Origin of the sequence: Nocardiopsis sp. JB363 (assembly GCF_900143625.1) — a bacterium.
In the GTDB taxonomy this organism is placed as follows: Bacteria; Actinomycetota; Actinomycetes; order Streptosporangiales; family Streptosporangiaceae; genus Nocardiopsis.
The window spans coordinates 17676-32608 of record NZ_FRFF01000150.1; the positions used below are offsets into that span (position 1 = coordinate 17676).

The following is a 14933-nucleotide window of genomic DNA, read 5'->3' on the forward strand; positions in this document are numbered from 1 at the left end:
AGAGTGCGGGCACCACCGAGCGGGAGGCGCGAACTGCATGCGGGACACCACGGTCGAACTCCACGGGCGCGAGGTCGCCTACACCGACATCGGCGACCCCGACGGCACCCCCGTCCTGTTCTTCCACGGCGCCCCGATGAGCCGACGGAACCTGGGCGACCAGCACACCGAGTTCGCGGAAGCCGGTCTGCGGGTGCTCACCCCGGACCGGCCCGGGTACGGCGGTTCGGCCCCCGCCCCGGGGCGCACCCTCACCGACTGGGCCGACGACATGGCCGCCTTCGCCGACGCTCTGGGCCTGGACCGGTTCCTGGTGGCCGCGCACTCCTCCGGCGGCCCCTACGGTGTGGTCACCGCCGCCCTGCTGCCCGACCGGGTGCGCGGCACGGTCGTCCTGGGCGGGGTCACCGACTTCGCCTGGGCACCGGCCTGGGAGGGCTACTCACCGGACGAGTGCGCCATGATGCGGCTGCCCGACGAGAAGGCCGCCCTGGAATGGGGCGAGCGCAACCTCGGCGAAGGCCCCTCCGAGTGGCCCGAACCGGACCGGAAGCTGTTCGCCACCCGACACGTCCCGCACCTGGCCGCCTCGGCCAAGGAGGCGTTCGCCCAAGGGGTGGGCGGCTACACCCAGGACGCCTGGGTCCAGGGCCGCCCCTGGACCTTCGACCCCACGGCCGTCGCCGCCTCGTTCCTGGTGGCGCACGGTGACCAGGACACCGTGGTGCCCCTGGTGCACGCCACGCACACCGCCGGGCTCGTACCCGGGACCGAACTACGGATGCTGCCAGACCATGGCCACGTCACCGTGCTGTGGGAACTCCCCGGGATGCTCACCGAACTGCGCGAACGTCGCTGAGGACCGCCGCCCGTGTGAGCGGCCGCACGGCCTAAGGTGGTTCGACGATGAACAACACCGAACAAAGACCTCAGTCCCCGGTCGGAGCGCACGTTCCGGTCGCGGGCGGTATGGCCACCAAGGGCCTGGCCTACGCGGACAAGATCGGCGCCGAGACCGTCCAGGTGTTCGTGTCCAACCCTCGCGGGTGGGCCACGAACGACGGCGACCCCACGCAGGACGCGATGATGCGCGAGCGCACCGACCTGCCCGTGTTCGTGCACGCCCCCTACCTGATCAACCCGGGCACCCCCAACGAGGAGACCGCCGCCAAGTCGATCACCTCGATGGAGCACGCGCTGCGGCGCAGCGCTCGGATCGGCGCGCTGGGCGCGGTCATGCACACCGGTTCGGCGGTCTCGGGCACCCGTGAGGACGGGTTGGCCCGCGCCCGTGAACGGCTGCTGCCGATGCTGGAGCGCCTGGGCGAGGACGTGCCCCCGCTGCTGCTGGAGCCGATGGCCGGGCAGGGCCAGGTGCTGTGCGCCACCGTCGACGACCTGGTCCCCTACTTCGAGGCCCTGGACTGGCATCCCAACGTGGGTGTGTGCCTGGACACCGCGCACCTGTTCGCGGCCGGGCACGACATCTCCACCGTCGAGGGCATGCGCGAGGCACTGGACCGCTTCGGCGAGGTGGTGGGCGCCGACCGGCTCAAGCTCATCCACTGCAACGACTCCAAGGCGCCGTGCGGCAGCAACAAGGACCGGCACGAGAACATCGGTAAGGGCCACATCGGCGCCGAGCCGTTCGCCGAGCTGTTCCGCCACCCGGTGACCGCCGGGGTCCCCATCACCCTGGAGACCCCCGGCCCGGAGGGCCCCCACTCCGAGGACGTGACCACCCTCAAGAAACTGCGCGAGCAGGCCTGAGACGGCACCGACCGCCGGGCCCGCCGGATCTTCCTGATTCGGCGGGCCCGTCTCGTTCAGCCCTCCCGGGCCTCCTCGGACAGTGCCAGGTCGGCCCGGCGGGCCGTCTCCACGATGACCTTCCGGGCGAGGAGCGCGGTGACGGCCATGATCAGCCCACCGACCAGGAACGGCAGCGCGAGGTCGACGCGTCCGATCAGCCCGCCCAACAGCGCCCCGATCGGGGTGACGCCCCAACCGATCATCCTGCTGACCCCGGCGACCCGCCCGCGCACATGGTCGGGGACCACGGTCTGGTGGTAGGGACTCGCCGCGATGTTGGAGGCCACGACGCAAAAACCGAGCCCCGACAGGGCGACGAAGGCCATGTAGGGGTCGGGGGCCAGGGCCACACCGACCGAACAGGCCGCCACCGCCAGGTAGCCGCCGAGAACGACCATCCGCCGCCCCCATCGAAGGATCAGCCGGTCGGTCACCACGGTGGCGAGGACACCGCCGATCGCGGACGACAAGGTGAAGACCCCGAAGAGCACGGCGGGGACGCCGAGCCCCTCCCGCGCGTAGAGCACCAGCACGGCGCCGCCCATGTTCACGCCGATCATCATCCCCGCGTTGCAGAACATGTTGCCGCGCAGGATCCGATCACCGAAGACCTGCCGGAATCCCTCCCCGGTCGAACGCAGGAACCCCTCGGGTTCGGCGGACACGTCCTCCTCTACCGCGGGGACGGAGCGGCGCCACACCATCGGGACGGCGCACAGCAACACCACGCACAGGGCGTAGGAACCGGCGATCCCCAGTAGTGGCGCCGCCGCCCCGGCGGCGAACAGGAACCCGGACACCGGCCGTCCCAGGCAGTCCTGGGCGACCAACCGGCCCCCTTCGACCCGACTGTTGGCCCGGTCCAGCAGACGTTTGGGCACCAGTCGGACCACCGCGATCCGGCCGGCCGGATCGGTGACGGTCTCACAGGCGATGACCGCGAAGATCGCCGCGTACAGCACCTGGATCGACAGGTTCCCGGTCACCAGGGACAGCAACAAGGCGACCATGACCAGGGTGGCGAGCGTGTTGGACACGACCATGGCGCGCATCCGGTGCACACGGTCGATGAGCACCCCCGACAGCGGGGCCAGCAGCAGCCAGGGCAGGAACCGCACCGCGGTCAACCCGGAGATGAGCAGCGGGTCCTGGGTGAGGGAGACGGCGATCAGCGGCAGCGCCACGACGAGCATGCCGTCGGCCAGGTTGGTGAAGACGCCGGCGCCCCAGAAGCGGTGGAAGTCGGCGCCCAGACGTTCGGGGCGGGCGGTGTTCGAGGTGGTGGGTCCGGTGGTCATGGTGGGGCTCCTGATGGGGGGTGGTTTCTCAGGTGGCGCTACCGTTCGTCGGGTTCGACGTCCCCCTCGACGAGGTCGGGGAACAGGTCGGTCTGCAACTCGACCGATTCGGTGTCGGGATGGCTCTGGGCGGTACGGCCCTCGAAACGGTGGGTCCAGGCGCGAATGAAGTCCTGGAGCTCACCGGCGAACTCCTCGGTCTCCTCCGGGGTCATCCGCGCGTGGGAGACCGAGTCCTGCATGGCCTGTCGCCAGCGGCGCACCCTCGGGGCGTCGGGCCGCTTCTCGACCAGGGCGTGCCAGCGGTCGAGACGTTCCCGGCGCCCCGCGTAGTAGCGGTCCAGGACGATCTCCGCGGCTTCCCTGGTGGCCGGGTCGCGCAGGTGGTCGATTCCGTTGAAACGCCAGCCGCCCGAGCGGATCCGCCACCAACGGTCCCGTTTGCCCGTGTGTCCGGGGTCGGCCTCCACGAACCCGAAGCGGGCCAGTTGGCGCAGGTGGTAGCTGGTGGAGCCGCTGCTCTCCCCCAGGCGTTCGCCCAGGATGGTGGCGGTGGCCGGGCCCCGGGACTGGAGATCGTCCAGGATGCGGGCACGCAGCGGGTGGGCCAGGCCGCGCAGGGCCTCGGCACCCACGTCCATGGGCCGGGGTGCGGTGGGTTCGGGTTCCTCGCTCATACCGGAACATTACTCCAAAGACATCTTTGCAAAAAGATCTTTGCAGAATTTCCTTTGGAAAACTTTCGGAAACCGCCACCGCCGAAGCGGGAACCTTCTCCTCGTCACTCGCCGTCGTATGGGTGACAATGGGAATGAGCGCCCACCGAGGCGCAGGGGTTTCGAGGCGAAGGAGAGTGTCACCGCATGGATCCGGTTTCCATGGTCATCGGGGTGGCCATCGCGGTCGGGGGCTACCTCGCGGGCCGGCACACCACCAGACGCCGGATCACCCGACAACTCCAGCCCCACCAGCACGACCCTCGCGCTCTCCAAGGGGACCAGGGCCGCCCCGGAAACCCCCAGCCCATCTGCGGCTGCGGCCACAACCTCGTCTTCCACGACCAGGAGACCAAGCGCTGCCTGACCCAGGTCGTCATCCCCGGGCGCTGGACGGGACAGTCCGACTCCACCTACCGACAGTGCATGTGCCAGGGTTACCGCGGCCCCACGCCCGTCGACGAGTTCTACGCCCCCGACTACCTCGACGGCAGCGGCCCCTGAACCCCGCCGGGACCGACCACCTCCACGGATGGGGGAACCTGGGTGTGACGGACCGACGACGTGCCGGGGTGACAACACCCTCGTGCGCCGCGAGAATGTCCGCGCACCGAACAGCCGAAGAGTGGACGTTGAGCAAGTGACGACCCCTGTGACACCCACGATCGACCAGCGCATCGCCGACGAGCTCGGCGTGGGCGCACACCAGGTCCGCGCCACCGTCGAGCTCCTCGACGGCGGATCGACCGTGCCCTTCATCGCCCGGTACCGCAAGGAGGTGACCGGCACGCTGGACGACGCCCAGCTACGCGCACTGGAGGAACGCCTGCGCTACCTGCGCGAACTGGGCGAACGCCGCGCCGCGATCCTGGAGTCGATCCGTTCCCAGGACAAGTTGGACGACGAGCTGGAGGCCCGCATCAACGCGGCGGACTCCAAGGCCCGTCTGGAGGACATCTACCTCCCCTACAAGCCCAAGCGCCGCACCAAGGCCCAGATCGCCCGTGAGGCCGGCCTCGAACCCCTGGCCGACGGCCTGTTCGACGACCCGACCCAGGACCCCCAGGAGGTCGCGGCCTCCTACGTGGACACCGACAAGGGCGTGGCCGACACCAAGGCCGCCCTGGACGGCGCACGCGCCATCCTGGTGGAGCGCTTCGCCGAGGACGCCGACCTCACCGGGCACCTGCGCGAACGCCTCTGGGCGAAAGGACGCCTGGGCTCGGCCGTCCGTGAGGGCAAGGAGGAGGCCGGCGCCAAGTTCGCCGACTACTTCGACTTCTCCGAACCCCTCACGGCGCTGCCCTCCCACCGTGTCCTGGCCATGTACCGGGGCGAGAAGGAGGAGGTCCTCACCCTCAGCCTGGATCCCGAGGAGACCCCCGAGGCGGGCCCCGACGGCATCGTGCCGCGCAGCGGCTTCGAGAACGCCATCGCCTCCCACTTCGACGTCGTCGACCGGGGCCGCCCCGCCGACAAGTGGTTGCAGGACACCGTGCGCTGGGCCTGGCGGACCCGCATCCTGGTCCGCCTGGACATCGACGTGCGTATGCGCCTGTGGCAGCAGGCCGAGGACGACGGCGTCAACGTCTTCGCCGCCAACCTGCGCGACCTGCTGCTGGCCGCCCCCGCGGGCAGCCGCACCACCCTTGGCCTGGACCCGGGTCTGCGTACCGGTGTGAAGGTCGCCCTCACCGACCCCACCGGCAAGGTCGTGGCCACCGACACGGTCTTCCCGCACGTCCCACGCCGTGACTGGGACGGCTCCATCGACCGGCTGGCCAAGCTGTGCGCCGCGTTCGAGGTTGACCTGGTGGCGATCGGCAACGGCACCGCCTCCAGGGAGACCGACAAGCTCGCCGGTGACCTCATCAAGCGCCACCCCGAGTTGGGGCTCACCAAGGTGATGGTGTCCGAGGCCGGCGCCTCGGTGTACTCCGCCTCCGAATACGCCTCCGAGGAACTACCGGACCTGGACGTGTCCCTGCGCGGCGCCGCCTCCATCGCCCGCCGCCTTCAGGACCCCCTGGCCGAACTGGTCAAGATCGACCCCAGGTCCATCGGGGTGGGCCAGTACCAGCACGACCTGGCCGAGGCCAAGCTGTCGCGTTCACTGGACGCGGTGGTGGAGGACTGCGTGAACGGTGTGGGCGTGGACGTCAACACCGCCTCGGCGCCACTGCTGACCCGGGTGTCGGGGGTGACCTCCACCCTGGCCCGCAACATCGTCGCCCACCGCGACGCCAACGGCCCCTTCCGCACCCGTGAGGACCTGCGTTCGGTGCCGCGTTTGGGCCCCAAGGCGTTCGAGCAGTGCGCGGGCTTCCTCCGGGTCCCTGCCGGCGACGACCCGCTGGACGCTTCGGCGGTGCACCCCGAGGCCTACCCCGTGGTCCGACGCATGCTGAACACGGCCGGCGCCGACCTGCCCACGCTGATCGGGAACAAGAAGGCCCTGGGCGCCATCCGCCCCGAGGACTTCGTCGACGACAAGTTCGGACTGCCGACCGTCACCGACATCCTCAGCGAGCTGGACAAGCCCGGCCGCGACCCTCGCCCGGCCTTCACCACCGCCACCTTCAAGGAGGGTGTGGAGAAGCTGGACGACCTGGAACAGGGCATGATCCTGGAGGGCGTGGTCACCAACGTGGCCGCCTTCGGTGCGTTCGTGGACGTGGGCGTGCACCAGGACGGCCTGGTGCACGTGTCGGCCCTGTCGCGCAAGTTCGTGGAGGACCCGCGCGACATCGTCAAGCCCGGTGACATCGTCAAGGTCAAGGTGCAGGAGGTGGACATCCCGCGCAAGCGCATCTCGCTGACCATGCGCCTGGACGACGAGGCCCCGCAGAGCGGCGGCCGTGGCGACCGTGGTGAACGCGCCGAGCGCGGCGGCGACCGTCGTCGCGGCAGCGGTGGTGGCGGCAACGGCGGTGGCGACAAACGTGGCGGCAACGGCGGCGGCGACAAACGTGGCGGCAACGGCGGCGGCCGTGGCGACCGTCGGGGCGGGCGCGACAACGCCCCGGGCGCCTCCGGCGCCATGGCCGACGCCCTGCGCCGCGCCGGTCTGGGCAAGTAGTACCGCGACACCGATGACGGGGCCGGGGAGGAACACCCCCGGCCCCGTCTATCGTTCGGCCTCCGGATCAGCCGAAGTCCACATCGCTGCAGAAGTAGTAGCTCTGATCCATGTGCGAGGCCTGCCAGATCGTGTAGACGATGTGCTCTCCGGTGCGGCCCGAGACGCTCACGTCGATTTCGATGTCCATCACGGGCGGGTAGGATCCGGTCTCCTCGACCAGTTCCAGGTCGCCCCAGCCCAGTTCCTGTGTGGTCGGGTCGAAGCCCTCCTCGGTGACGTAGACCTGGAAGTAGTCCGCGCCGTGCTGGGCGCCGTCGTGCAGGTGGAGGGTGAAGTCCTCACCCACCGGGGTGGTCCGCCACTCCCCCACGGTGTCCATGGCGTCGTACCTGCCGCTCCAGGTCTGTCCGCCACTGCACAGCGTGCCGTCGGGGATGGCGCCCTGGTGGTCACCGGCCACACCTTCGCGGTACAGGCCGTTCCAGTTCCACATGGCGTTGGGGTCGGCCTGCCACGCCTCCCAGCACAGGGGGTCTTCCTGCTCCATGTCCGGGTTCAGGTGGTCGTCGCCCCAACGCTCGAAGCAGCCGTAGGCCCGGGCGGCGGGGTCGACGATGGAGCCGTGCGCCGAGGCCGGGACGGCACCGAGGCCGAGACCGAGCAGGGTCACCGCGCCCAGGACGGCGGTCCTGGTCAGGGTGCGACGCAGATCGGGGGTGGTCGCGGGGGTAGCGGGGTCGGTGTTCATCTTTTCTCGCGTCCTCCGGTGTACAGACCGGGAGCGCTCCCACAGGCAGTGTTACCCTGCGCCACCGACCCCAAACGCCGAGTCCCGACCCGGTCCAGGCCGACCCGGGCCGACCCGGACCGGGTCGGCCCGGGTCGGCCACGGCTTCAGGACAGGAACCGGTCCGGGGTCAAAGGCAGCTCACGCACCCGCCGACCCGTCGCGTGGAAGGCCGCGTTGACCACCGCCGCGGCACTGCCGACGATCCCGATCTCACCGACCCCCGCCGCACCCAAGGCGTTCACGTGCGGGTCCGACTCCTCCAACCACTCCGCCTCCACCAGACCCACGTCCGCGTTCGCGGCCACGTGGTACTCGGCCAGGTCCCCGTTGACCACATGACCGAACCGAGGATCCACCACGCCCTCCTCGTGCAAGGCCATCGACAACCCCATCACCATCCCGCCCACGAACTGCGAGCGCGCCGTCCTCGGGTTGATGATCCGCCCCACGGAGAAGACCCCCAGCATCCGCGGCACACGCACCTCGCCGGTGTCGGCGTTGACCCGCACCTCGGCGAAGTGGGCACCGAACGAGTGCAACGCGTACCTCTCCTGGTCCGGGTTCTCCGGTGTGCCGGCCCGCGACCGCGCCCCGACGGCCGGCTCGTTCCCGTGCTCCTCCCGGAAGGCACGGGCCGCCGCGACCACGGCCGAACCCCACGAGGAGGTCCCCGAGGAACCACCCGCCACACTGGCCGAGGGCAGGTCCGTGTCCCCGATCCGCAGGCGCACGCTCGCGGTGTCGCACCCCAGGGCGTCGGCGGCGATCTGAGTGAGCGCCGTCCAGGTACCGGTGCCCAGGTCGGCCGCCCCGATGGAGACCGTGTACGACCCGTCCTGTTCATGGGCGATCTCGGCGACCGACCCCGGCATGGTCAGCCTCGGGTACGTGGCCGAGGCCACCCCGGTGCCCACCCACCAGTCACCGTCCCGATGCGCTCGAAGCTCGGGATCCCGATCCCGCCAACCGAACCGCTCGGCGCCCCGACGCAGACACTCCACCAGATTCCGCCCGGACCACGGCAGCCCGGTCTCGGGGTCCCGCTCCGGTTCGTTGCGCACCCGCAGCTCGATGGGGTCCACACCGCAGGCGTAGGAGAGTTCGTCCATCGCCGTCTCCAGTGCGAACATCCCCGGCGCTTCGCCGGGCGCGCGCATCCAGAACGGGATCGGCACGTCCAAGGGCGTCAACCGGTGCGTCGTGCGGCGAGCGGGGGCCGCGTACATCATCCGCGTGCACGCACCGCTCATCTCCGCGTACTCCTTGGCCCGGGAGGTCGCCTCCATCACGTCGTGGACGAGCACACCGAGCCGGCCGTCCTCCGCGGCGCCCATCCGGATCCGCTGCCTCGTGTCCGGCCGATACCCGACCAGCGAGAACATGTGTCGCCGCGTCAGCGCGAACTTCACCGGTCGTCCCGGCAGCGCACGCGCGGCCAAGGCGGCCAGGACGTTGTGGGCGTGCGCCGACCCCTTGGAACCGAACCCACCGCCCACGTGCGGGGAGACCACCCGCACCAGCTCGGGGTCGAGCCCCAGGACCTCGGCGATGGTCCCACGGACCACGTGCACCCCCTGGGTGGAGTCGTACAGCGTGAGCCGATCGGGGTCCCCCTCCCACAGCGCGACCGTGGTGTGCGGTTCCATCGGGTTGTTGTACTCGCGCGGTGTCCGGTAGGTCTGGTCGACGCGGACCATGGCCGCGGCCAGCTCGCCCTCCACGTCGCCCTGTTCGGTGTCGGGTTCCACCCCGGTGTCGTCCGCGCTCGGCCGATACGTCTCCCGATCGGGCGAGGACGGGTCCACCTCGTGATCATGGGCCTCGTAGTCCACGACCACCAGGTCGGCGGCCTGCCGCGCGATCTCGGGGCCGTCCGCGACCACGGCGGCGACGAACTGACCGCGGAAGAACACCTCGTCGTCCTGCAGGATGGTGAACTCGCGGTCGTCGGTCCGGGCCAGGCGCGGGGCGTTCCACGGGGTCAGGACCACCCGTACCCCCTCGACCGCCTCGGCCCGCGCCGGGTCCACCGAACGCACCCGTCCCCGGGCCACGGTCGAGAGCACCGGATGCAGGTACAAGGCACCCTCGAAGGAATGCTCGTAGGCATAGGGGGCCGTGCCGGTCACCTTGGCCCGCCCCTCCAGCCGCTCCATCGGCGCACCGATGGCCCCGGTCCTCGTTCCGCTGCCCACCGTGCCCACCGTGCCCGTCACTTCGCCGTTCACTCGTTCACCCCCGTCAAAGAGCGCAGCACCGCCGCGCACGTGTTGACCGCCAAGGGCACCTTGAAGGCGTTGTCCCGGCCGGTGCGCGCCTCGGCGAACTCGGCCTCCGCCGCCACTCGAAAGGCCGTTTCGGTCACCGGTCGGCCCCGCAACACCTCCTCGGCCCGCCGGGCCCGCCAAGGGGCGTGGGCCACGCCGCCGAAGGCGATCCGCGCGTCCACGACCCGTTCACCCCGCACTCGCACGAGCGCGGCCACCGACACCAGGGCGAACGCGTAGGAGGCCCGTTCGCGCACCTTGCGGTAGGCCGACCGGGCCTCCGTCAACGGTGCGGGCAGCTCCACCGCGGTGATGAGCTCACCGTGTTCGAGGACGGTGTCACGCTCGGGTTCGGCCCCCGGCAGACGGTGGAAGTCCGCCAGCGGCACCCGGCGCTCCCCCGCCGGGCCCAGCACATGGACCTCCGCGTCCAGGGCCAGCAACGCCACCGCCATGTCGGAGGGGTGGGTGGCCACGCACTGGTCCGAGGCGCCCAGGACGGCGTTGTCCCGCCCGTGCCCTTCCAGGGCCGAGCAACCGCTCCCGGGTTCACGCTTGTTACAGGGGGTGGTGACGTCCTGGAAGTAGACACAGCGGGTGCGCTGGAGCAGGTTCCCGCCGGTCGTGGCCATGTTGCGCAGCTGCCCCGAGGCCCCGGCCAGCAGAGCCGAGGAGAGCAGCGGGTAGCGGCGGCGGATCACCGGGTGGGCCGCCAGTTCACTGTTGGTCATCCCGGCGCCGATCCGGACCCCGCCCCCGGGCAGCTCCTCGATGCCGGCACCGACCACCGCGCGCACGTCCACCAGGGTGGTGGGCGAGGCGACCCCCAGTTTCATGTGGTCGACCAGGTTGGTGCCACCCGCCAGGAAGACCGCTCCCGGGTCGTCGGTGACGGCTTCGACCGCCTCCGTGGCTCCCCCGGGGCGAGAATAGGCGAAGGGGATCATCGGGATACCTCCCTGATCGCGTCGACGATGCCCGGGTAGGCGCCGCAACGGCAGATGTTGCCGCTCATACGCTCACGGATCTCGGCGTCGTCGATCTCCACGGGAGCGTCCAGGTCCTCGGTGACGTGGCTGGGCCACTCCTGGTCGGCTTCGGCCAACATGCCCACCGCCGAACAGATCTGCCCCGGCGTGCAATAGCCGCACTGAAAACCGTCGTGGTCCAGGAACGCCCGCGCGACCGGGTGGAGGTCGTCCCCCTTCCCGAGACCGGACGCGGTGGTCACCTCCGCACCGTCGTGGGCGACGGCCAGCGCCAGGCAGGCCAACACGCGCCGACCCGCCAAGAGCACGGTGCAGGCGCCGCACTGGCCGTGATCGCACCCCTTCTTCGGCGAGTACACCCCCAGGCCATCGCGTAGCGCGTCCAGCAGTGTGGTGCGGGTGTCGACCGTGAGCTCATGCCGCTCACCGTCCACCGTCAAAGTGATCGTGGTGTCCAAGACCGGTTCCTCCCCCGAGAGCGGACGGATCCCCTCTCCCACGAGTTACCGGTCGGAGCACCCGCCAAACGGTCGGGGCACACCGAAAGTGCGGCCTGCCGAGGTCAGTCGGTACGCCGCGCGTTGACCCGTTTCGCCAGAGCCCCCAAGAGTTCATCGGCGATCGGGAGCCTGCGCAGCTCCTCCGGCCCCGGCAACGGCTCCTGGGTACGGTCCCCCAGCTCGCGCACCTCGTCGTGCAACCGCTCCATCGTCTCGTCCAACCGATTCGCGGTCTCGGCCGCCGCCCGCAGCTCGTCCAACAGGTCCTGGGGCACCGACTTGGCGTACTTGTAGTAGATCTTGTGCTCCAGGCTCGCCCAGAAGTCCATCGCGATGGTGCGGATCTGGATCTCCACCGGAACCTCCACGGTCCGATCGGACATCCGCACCGGGGTGCGCACCAACAGGTGCAGACTCCGGTAACCGTTGGGCTTGGGCGAGCGGACGTAGTCCCGCTCCTCCACTACCTCGATGTCCTCGTGCCCGGACAACATGTCCCGGATCGTGTAGGTGTCCGAGACGAAACTGCACGTCACCCGGATCCCGGCGATGTCCAGGATCTCCTTGGAGATGCTCTCCAGGTCCAACGGCACCCCGCGCCGGCGCGCCTTCTCCAGGATGCTGGTGGGCGACTTGAGCCGGGAGTTCACGTGTTCGATCGGGTTGTGGTCGTTCGTGTAGCGGAACTCCTCGTTGAGGATGTTCACCTTCGCCATCAGGGTGTCGATGGCGAACTTGTACGACAGCAGGAACCGCGCGACGTCCTCGCGCGCCTCCGACAACGCATCCGACACGTCTTCCACCACCACAGTCCCCTCGGACACCACGAACCCCCTACTCGCATGTTATTCCGGAGCCGGTGTCCTCGGGCGCCTACCGGGGCGCGAAGTCCACCTTCGACCACAGCCCGCGGAGCGGGGAGTCGTCGCCCTCCCGCACGGAGTCGGTCACGTCCCACACCCGCACCACGGTGGCTTCCGGTCGCACCGCGGGCCATCCCGGGTCACCGGTGGCGGCGAAGTCACGCCAGGCCGCGACCATCCGCGCCGACAGCGCACGCAGCCCCTCGTCGGGCTCACCGTCGCACAGGAAGACGGCCAGGTCACTATCGAGGTTACCGAAGGCGAAGGGCAGATCGAAAGCGTGGCAGGCGCCCAGTCGGCCCTCCATCGTGCGGCTCTGGGCCGCGAAGCGGAAGAAGTGCGCGCGTCCCCCGGCGGTGGCCTGCGCCTCGGCCAAACGCACCGAGTACTCACAGAACATCGCGTCGCCGCGGATCTCGTTGAACAGACCGCGCAGCGAGGCGTCGGGGTGGACCGACCGGTAGACCCCGACTGCGTCCTCGCCCAACCCCAGACGGGTCGCGGTGATCGCCAAGGCGTCCTCGCCGTCGATCTCCACCGCCTGGCCGAGCTCGGTGAACAGGCGGTACTCCTCGGTGTTGTGGCCGACGAGCAGGTCCACGTCGGCGACCTCGCCTCGGGCGATGACCTCCAGTGGTGACTCGGGCAGCTCGGGGCCCCCGACCACCGGGGCGTAACAGGTGAACGCCTTGGTGCGCACTCCCCCGCTCGACGTGCCGCTCCCCTCCAGGACGGCGTCGGTGGCCGCCAGGACCTTCTCCGGGGTCAGCGCGGCCAACGCCTCGGCCGCCAACGGCACCCCGGCGGCCCGGGCCACCGACTCCGATACCCGTCGGGCGGTATCGATGGTGATCATGTCGCCCGGCACACTGTGCGCGATGACCCGGTGGAACAGGCCACGGGCATCGGGCATGGCCATGAGGCCGACCACGGAACCGGCGCCCGCGGACTCACCCGCGATGGTCACGTTGCGGGGGTCGCCACCGAACGCGGCGATGTTGTCGCGCACCCAGCGCAGAGCCGCGACCTGGTCGAGCAGCCCCCGGTTGTCGGGGCGCCCGGGCACGTGTCCGAAGCCCTCGAAGCCCAGCCGGTAGTTGACGCTGACCACCACCGTGCCCTCTGCGGCCAGGTGGGAGCCCTCGTAGGTGCCCTCGGCGCCGGATCCGACGATGTAGGCGCCGCCGTGGATCCACACCAGGACCGGAGCCTCGGCGTCGGGCGACGCGGAGGTCCACACGTTCAGGACCAGGCAGCCCAGGGAGGTGTCGGTGTCCCAGTGCGCGGCGCCGATGAGCTGGGTGCCCTGAGGCGGGGGCGGGCCGAACACCGAGCAGTCACGGGCCTCACTCCAGGAGGGCGCCGGTGCCGGGCCGGCGAAGCGGTGCTCACCGAAGGGCGCGGCGGCGTAGGGGATGCCACGGTAGACCGTGACCTCTTCCGCCCGGGTCGAGGGGGTGCCGCGAACGGGTCCGTTCACGGTCGTCACGATCTGCGCTGCGTCCATGGGGCCTCCTCGGGGGTCGTGATGTCGACTCCACCTAACAACGTTAGGTTTTCCCGCGCAAGCCCCGATCCACCCGAACCGACCTCACCAGGTGGGACGCAGCGGCGGAGGGTCCCCCTCGGACAACTCCCGGATCAACACGGCGAGCTGTTCCCGCAGGAGATCGACCCCGCCCTCGCCCAGTTCCGCACCGACCCGCCGCTCCAACGCGTGCAGCGTGCGCCCGGCCACCGCGAGGTGCTCGCGCCCCTGATCGGTCAGCACCACGAGCCTGCGACGCCCTCCCGCGGCGTGCTCGTCCCTGCGCACGTAACCGCGCCCTTCGAGGTAGGTGACGATCTGACCCGCGGCCTGCTTGGTGACCCCCAGCCGCGTGGCGAGTTCGGTACTCGTGATCCCGCCGGCACCGATCGCCTGGAAGGCCAGCCCGTGCACCGGACGCAGATCGTCGTAGCCCTCGGCGTCGAGTCGTCGTACGAACTCGGCCAGGGCCAGCTGGAAGGCCATGCCCAACAGGAAGGTCAGCTCCGTGTCCTTCAGGGGATCGTTCGCGCTCATGTTCGACATCCTCACACAGGAACCGGGGCTCCTCCCTCACGTGCGCTCAAGGTGACGCGCACGGGCGACCTCACTTGACACGCACGAGTAAAGCACCTTTACTTTTGAGCGAGTCAACCTACTTTACTCACAGGGAGTCCACCATGGCCGTCAACGTCGTCGACCCGAAGAAGGAACGCACCACCACGACCCCGGCAGGCACGATGACCGCCCTGGCCACCCCCACGAGCGGAAGCCATCAGCTCAGCACCTGGAGAGTACGGATGGAGCCCGGCTCCACCTCACCCGAACACAGGATCGACCGCGACCAGGTATGGATGCCCGTCACCGGTGGCTTCGAAGTCACCGTCGACGGCCGCACCGCCGAGGTGACCACGGGACAGGCCGTCACCATCCCCGCCGACTCCCTTCGGCGCGTCCGCACCGGCACCGCCCCCGGAGAAGCGCTGGTGTGCATGGTCCCCGGGGGCCACGCCTCCGTGCCCGGCAAGGACGGGACCATGCCGCTGCCCTGGGCCGAGTGAGGGCGGGCGACGGATCCGGAACCCGGC

14 protein-coding genes are annotated in these 14933 nt (G+C 70.3%); 5 read left to right on the plus strand and 9 right to left on the minus strand.

All coding sequences use genetic code 11. The features are described from left to right. The first annotated feature begins 37 nt into the window (after positions 1-37). Together BQ8420_RS23870 and BQ8420_RS23875 are read left to right on the plus strand one after the other, a co-directional pair. Positions 38-859 (plus strand): alpha/beta fold hydrolase, encoded by an 822-nt coding sequence (locus BQ8420_RS23870; protein WP_087101407.1) that lies wholly within the window; start codon positions 38-40, stop codon positions 857-859. Positions 860-906: 47 nt separating this feature from the next. Continuing rightward, the gene (locus BQ8420_RS23875) at positions 907-1770 is read left to right on the plus strand and encodes a deoxyribonuclease IV (protein ID WP_087101408.1); all 864 of its coding nucleotides are present in this window, start codon (positions 907-909) and stop codon (positions 1768-1770) included. Between the two features lie 56 nt (positions 1771-1826). On the opposite strand, the gene BQ8420_RS23880 is transcribed toward BQ8420_RS23875, so the two are convergent. Next, positions 1827-3110, minus strand: coding sequence for an MFS transporter (locus BQ8420_RS23880; protein WP_087101409.1), 1284 nt, complete (start codon positions 3108-3110; stop codon positions 1827-1829). 38 nt (positions 3111-3148) lie between these two features. Next, the gene (locus BQ8420_RS23885; RefSeq protein ID WP_087101410.1) at positions 3149-3787 is read right to left on the minus strand and encodes a helix-turn-helix domain-containing protein; all 639 of its coding nucleotides are present in this window, start codon (positions 3785-3787) and stop codon (positions 3149-3151) included. A 186-nt stretch (positions 3788-3973) separates the two neighbouring features. Between BQ8420_RS23885 and BQ8420_RS23890 the strand changes: the two genes are divergently transcribed. Both BQ8420_RS23890 and BQ8420_RS23895 read left to right on the plus strand, forming a co-directional pair. Further along, positions 3974-4330: a hypothetical protein gene (locus BQ8420_RS23890; protein WP_087101411.1), complete on the plus strand. Its 357-nt coding sequence runs from the start codon at positions 3974-3976 to the stop codon at positions 4328-4330. A gap of 136 nt (positions 4331-4466) precedes the next feature. Then, on the plus strand, positions 4467-6905 hold the full coding sequence (locus BQ8420_RS23895) for a Tex family protein (RefSeq protein WP_087101412.1): 2439 nt from the start codon (positions 4467-4469) through the stop codon (positions 6903-6905). Between the two features lie 67 nt (positions 6906-6972). Here the strand turns inward: BQ8420_RS23895 and BQ8420_RS23900 are convergent, their stop codons facing one another. The 7 genes from BQ8420_RS23900 to BQ8420_RS23930 form a co-directional block, all read right to left on the minus strand. Next, positions 6973-7656 (minus strand): lytic polysaccharide monooxygenase, encoded by a 684-nt coding sequence (locus BQ8420_RS23900; RefSeq protein ID WP_087101413.1) that lies wholly within the window; start codon positions 7654-7656, stop codon positions 6973-6975. 146 nt (positions 7657-7802) lie between these two features. Continuing rightward, complete coding sequence (locus tag BQ8420_RS23905) at positions 7803-9854, minus strand: xanthine dehydrogenase family protein molybdopterin-binding subunit (protein ID WP_087101444.1); 2052 nt, start codon at positions 9852-9854, stop codon at positions 7803-7805. A gap of 68 nt (positions 9855-9922) precedes the next feature. Beyond that, a complete protein-coding gene (locus tag BQ8420_RS23910; protein ID WP_087101414.1) occupies positions 9923-10912 on the minus strand; it encodes a xanthine dehydrogenase family protein subunit M in 990 nt (329 codons plus the stop codon). Next, positions 10909-11412 (minus strand): 2Fe-2S iron-sulfur cluster-binding protein, encoded by a 504-nt coding sequence (locus BQ8420_RS23915; protein WP_087101415.1) that lies wholly within the window; start codon positions 11410-11412, stop codon positions 10909-10911. Before BQ8420_RS23915 ends, BQ8420_RS23910 begins: the two co-directional genes overlap by 4 nt. Positions 11413-11516: 104 nt before the next feature. Next, positions 11517-12257 carry a GTP pyrophosphokinase family protein gene (locus tag BQ8420_RS23920; protein WP_235006455.1) on the minus strand — a complete coding sequence of 247 codons (741 nt, stop codon included), beginning with the start codon at positions 12255-12257 and terminating at the stop codon, positions 11517-11519. A gap of 70 nt (positions 12258-12327) precedes the next feature. Further along, entirely contained in the window at positions 12328-13824 is a 1497-nt protein-coding gene (locus tag BQ8420_RS23925) for a carboxylesterase/lipase family protein (protein ID WP_087101416.1), read from the minus strand. A gap of 84 nt (positions 13825-13908) precedes the next feature. Continuing rightward, positions 13909-14382 carry a MarR family winged helix-turn-helix transcriptional regulator gene (locus BQ8420_RS23930; RefSeq protein ID WP_087101446.1) on the minus strand — a complete coding sequence of 158 codons (474 nt, stop codon included), beginning with the start codon at positions 14380-14382 and terminating at the stop codon, positions 13909-13911. A 143-nt stretch (positions 14383-14525) separates the two neighbouring features. Between BQ8420_RS23930 and BQ8420_RS23935 the strand changes: the two genes are divergently transcribed. Continuing rightward, positions 14526-14906, plus strand: coding sequence for a cupin domain-containing protein (locus BQ8420_RS23935; RefSeq protein WP_087101417.1), 381 nt, complete (start codon positions 14526-14528; stop codon positions 14904-14906). The last annotated feature ends 27 nt before the right edge of the window (positions 14907-14933 follow it).

Coding starts and splice junctions, on each gene's coding strand:
- BQ8420_RS23870 (WP_087101407.1), top strand. CDS start 38: ATGCGGGACACCACGGTCGAACTCCACGGGCGCGAGGTCGCCTACACC.
- BQ8420_RS23875 (WP_087101408.1), top strand. CDS start 907: ATGAACAACACCGAACAAAGACCTCAGTCCCCGGTCGGAGCGCACGTT.
- BQ8420_RS23880 (WP_087101409.1), bottom strand. CDS start 3,110: ATGACCACCGGACCCACCACCTCGAACACCGCCCGCCCCGAACGTCTG.
- BQ8420_RS23885 (WP_087101410.1), bottom strand. CDS start 3,787: ATGAGCGAGGAACCCGAACCCACCGCACCCCGGCCCATGGACGTGGGT.
- BQ8420_RS23890 (WP_087101411.1), top strand. CDS start 3,974: ATGGATCCGGTTTCCATGGTCATCGGGGTGGCCATCGCGGTCGGGGGC.
- BQ8420_RS23900 (WP_087101413.1), bottom strand. CDS start 7,656: ATGAACACCGACCCCGCTACCCCCGCGACCACCCCCGATCTGCGTCGC.
- BQ8420_RS23905 (WP_087101444.1), bottom strand. CDS start 9,854: ATGGAGCGGCTGGAGGGGCGGGCCAAGGTGACCGGCACGGCCCCCTAT.
- BQ8420_RS23910 (WP_087101414.1), bottom strand. CDS start 10,912: ATGATCCCCTTCGCCTATTCTCGCCCCGGGGGAGCCACGGAGGCGGTC.
- BQ8420_RS23925 (WP_087101416.1), bottom strand. CDS start 13,824: ATGGACGCAGCGCAGATCGTGACGACCGTGAACGGACCCGTTCGCGGC.
- BQ8420_RS23930 (WP_087101446.1), bottom strand. CDS start 14,382: ATGAGCGCGAACGATCCCCTGAAGGACACGGAGCTGACCTTCCTGTTG.
- BQ8420_RS23935 (WP_087101417.1), top strand. CDS start 14,526: ATGGCCGTCAACGTCGTCGACCCGAAGAAGGAACGCACCACCACGACC.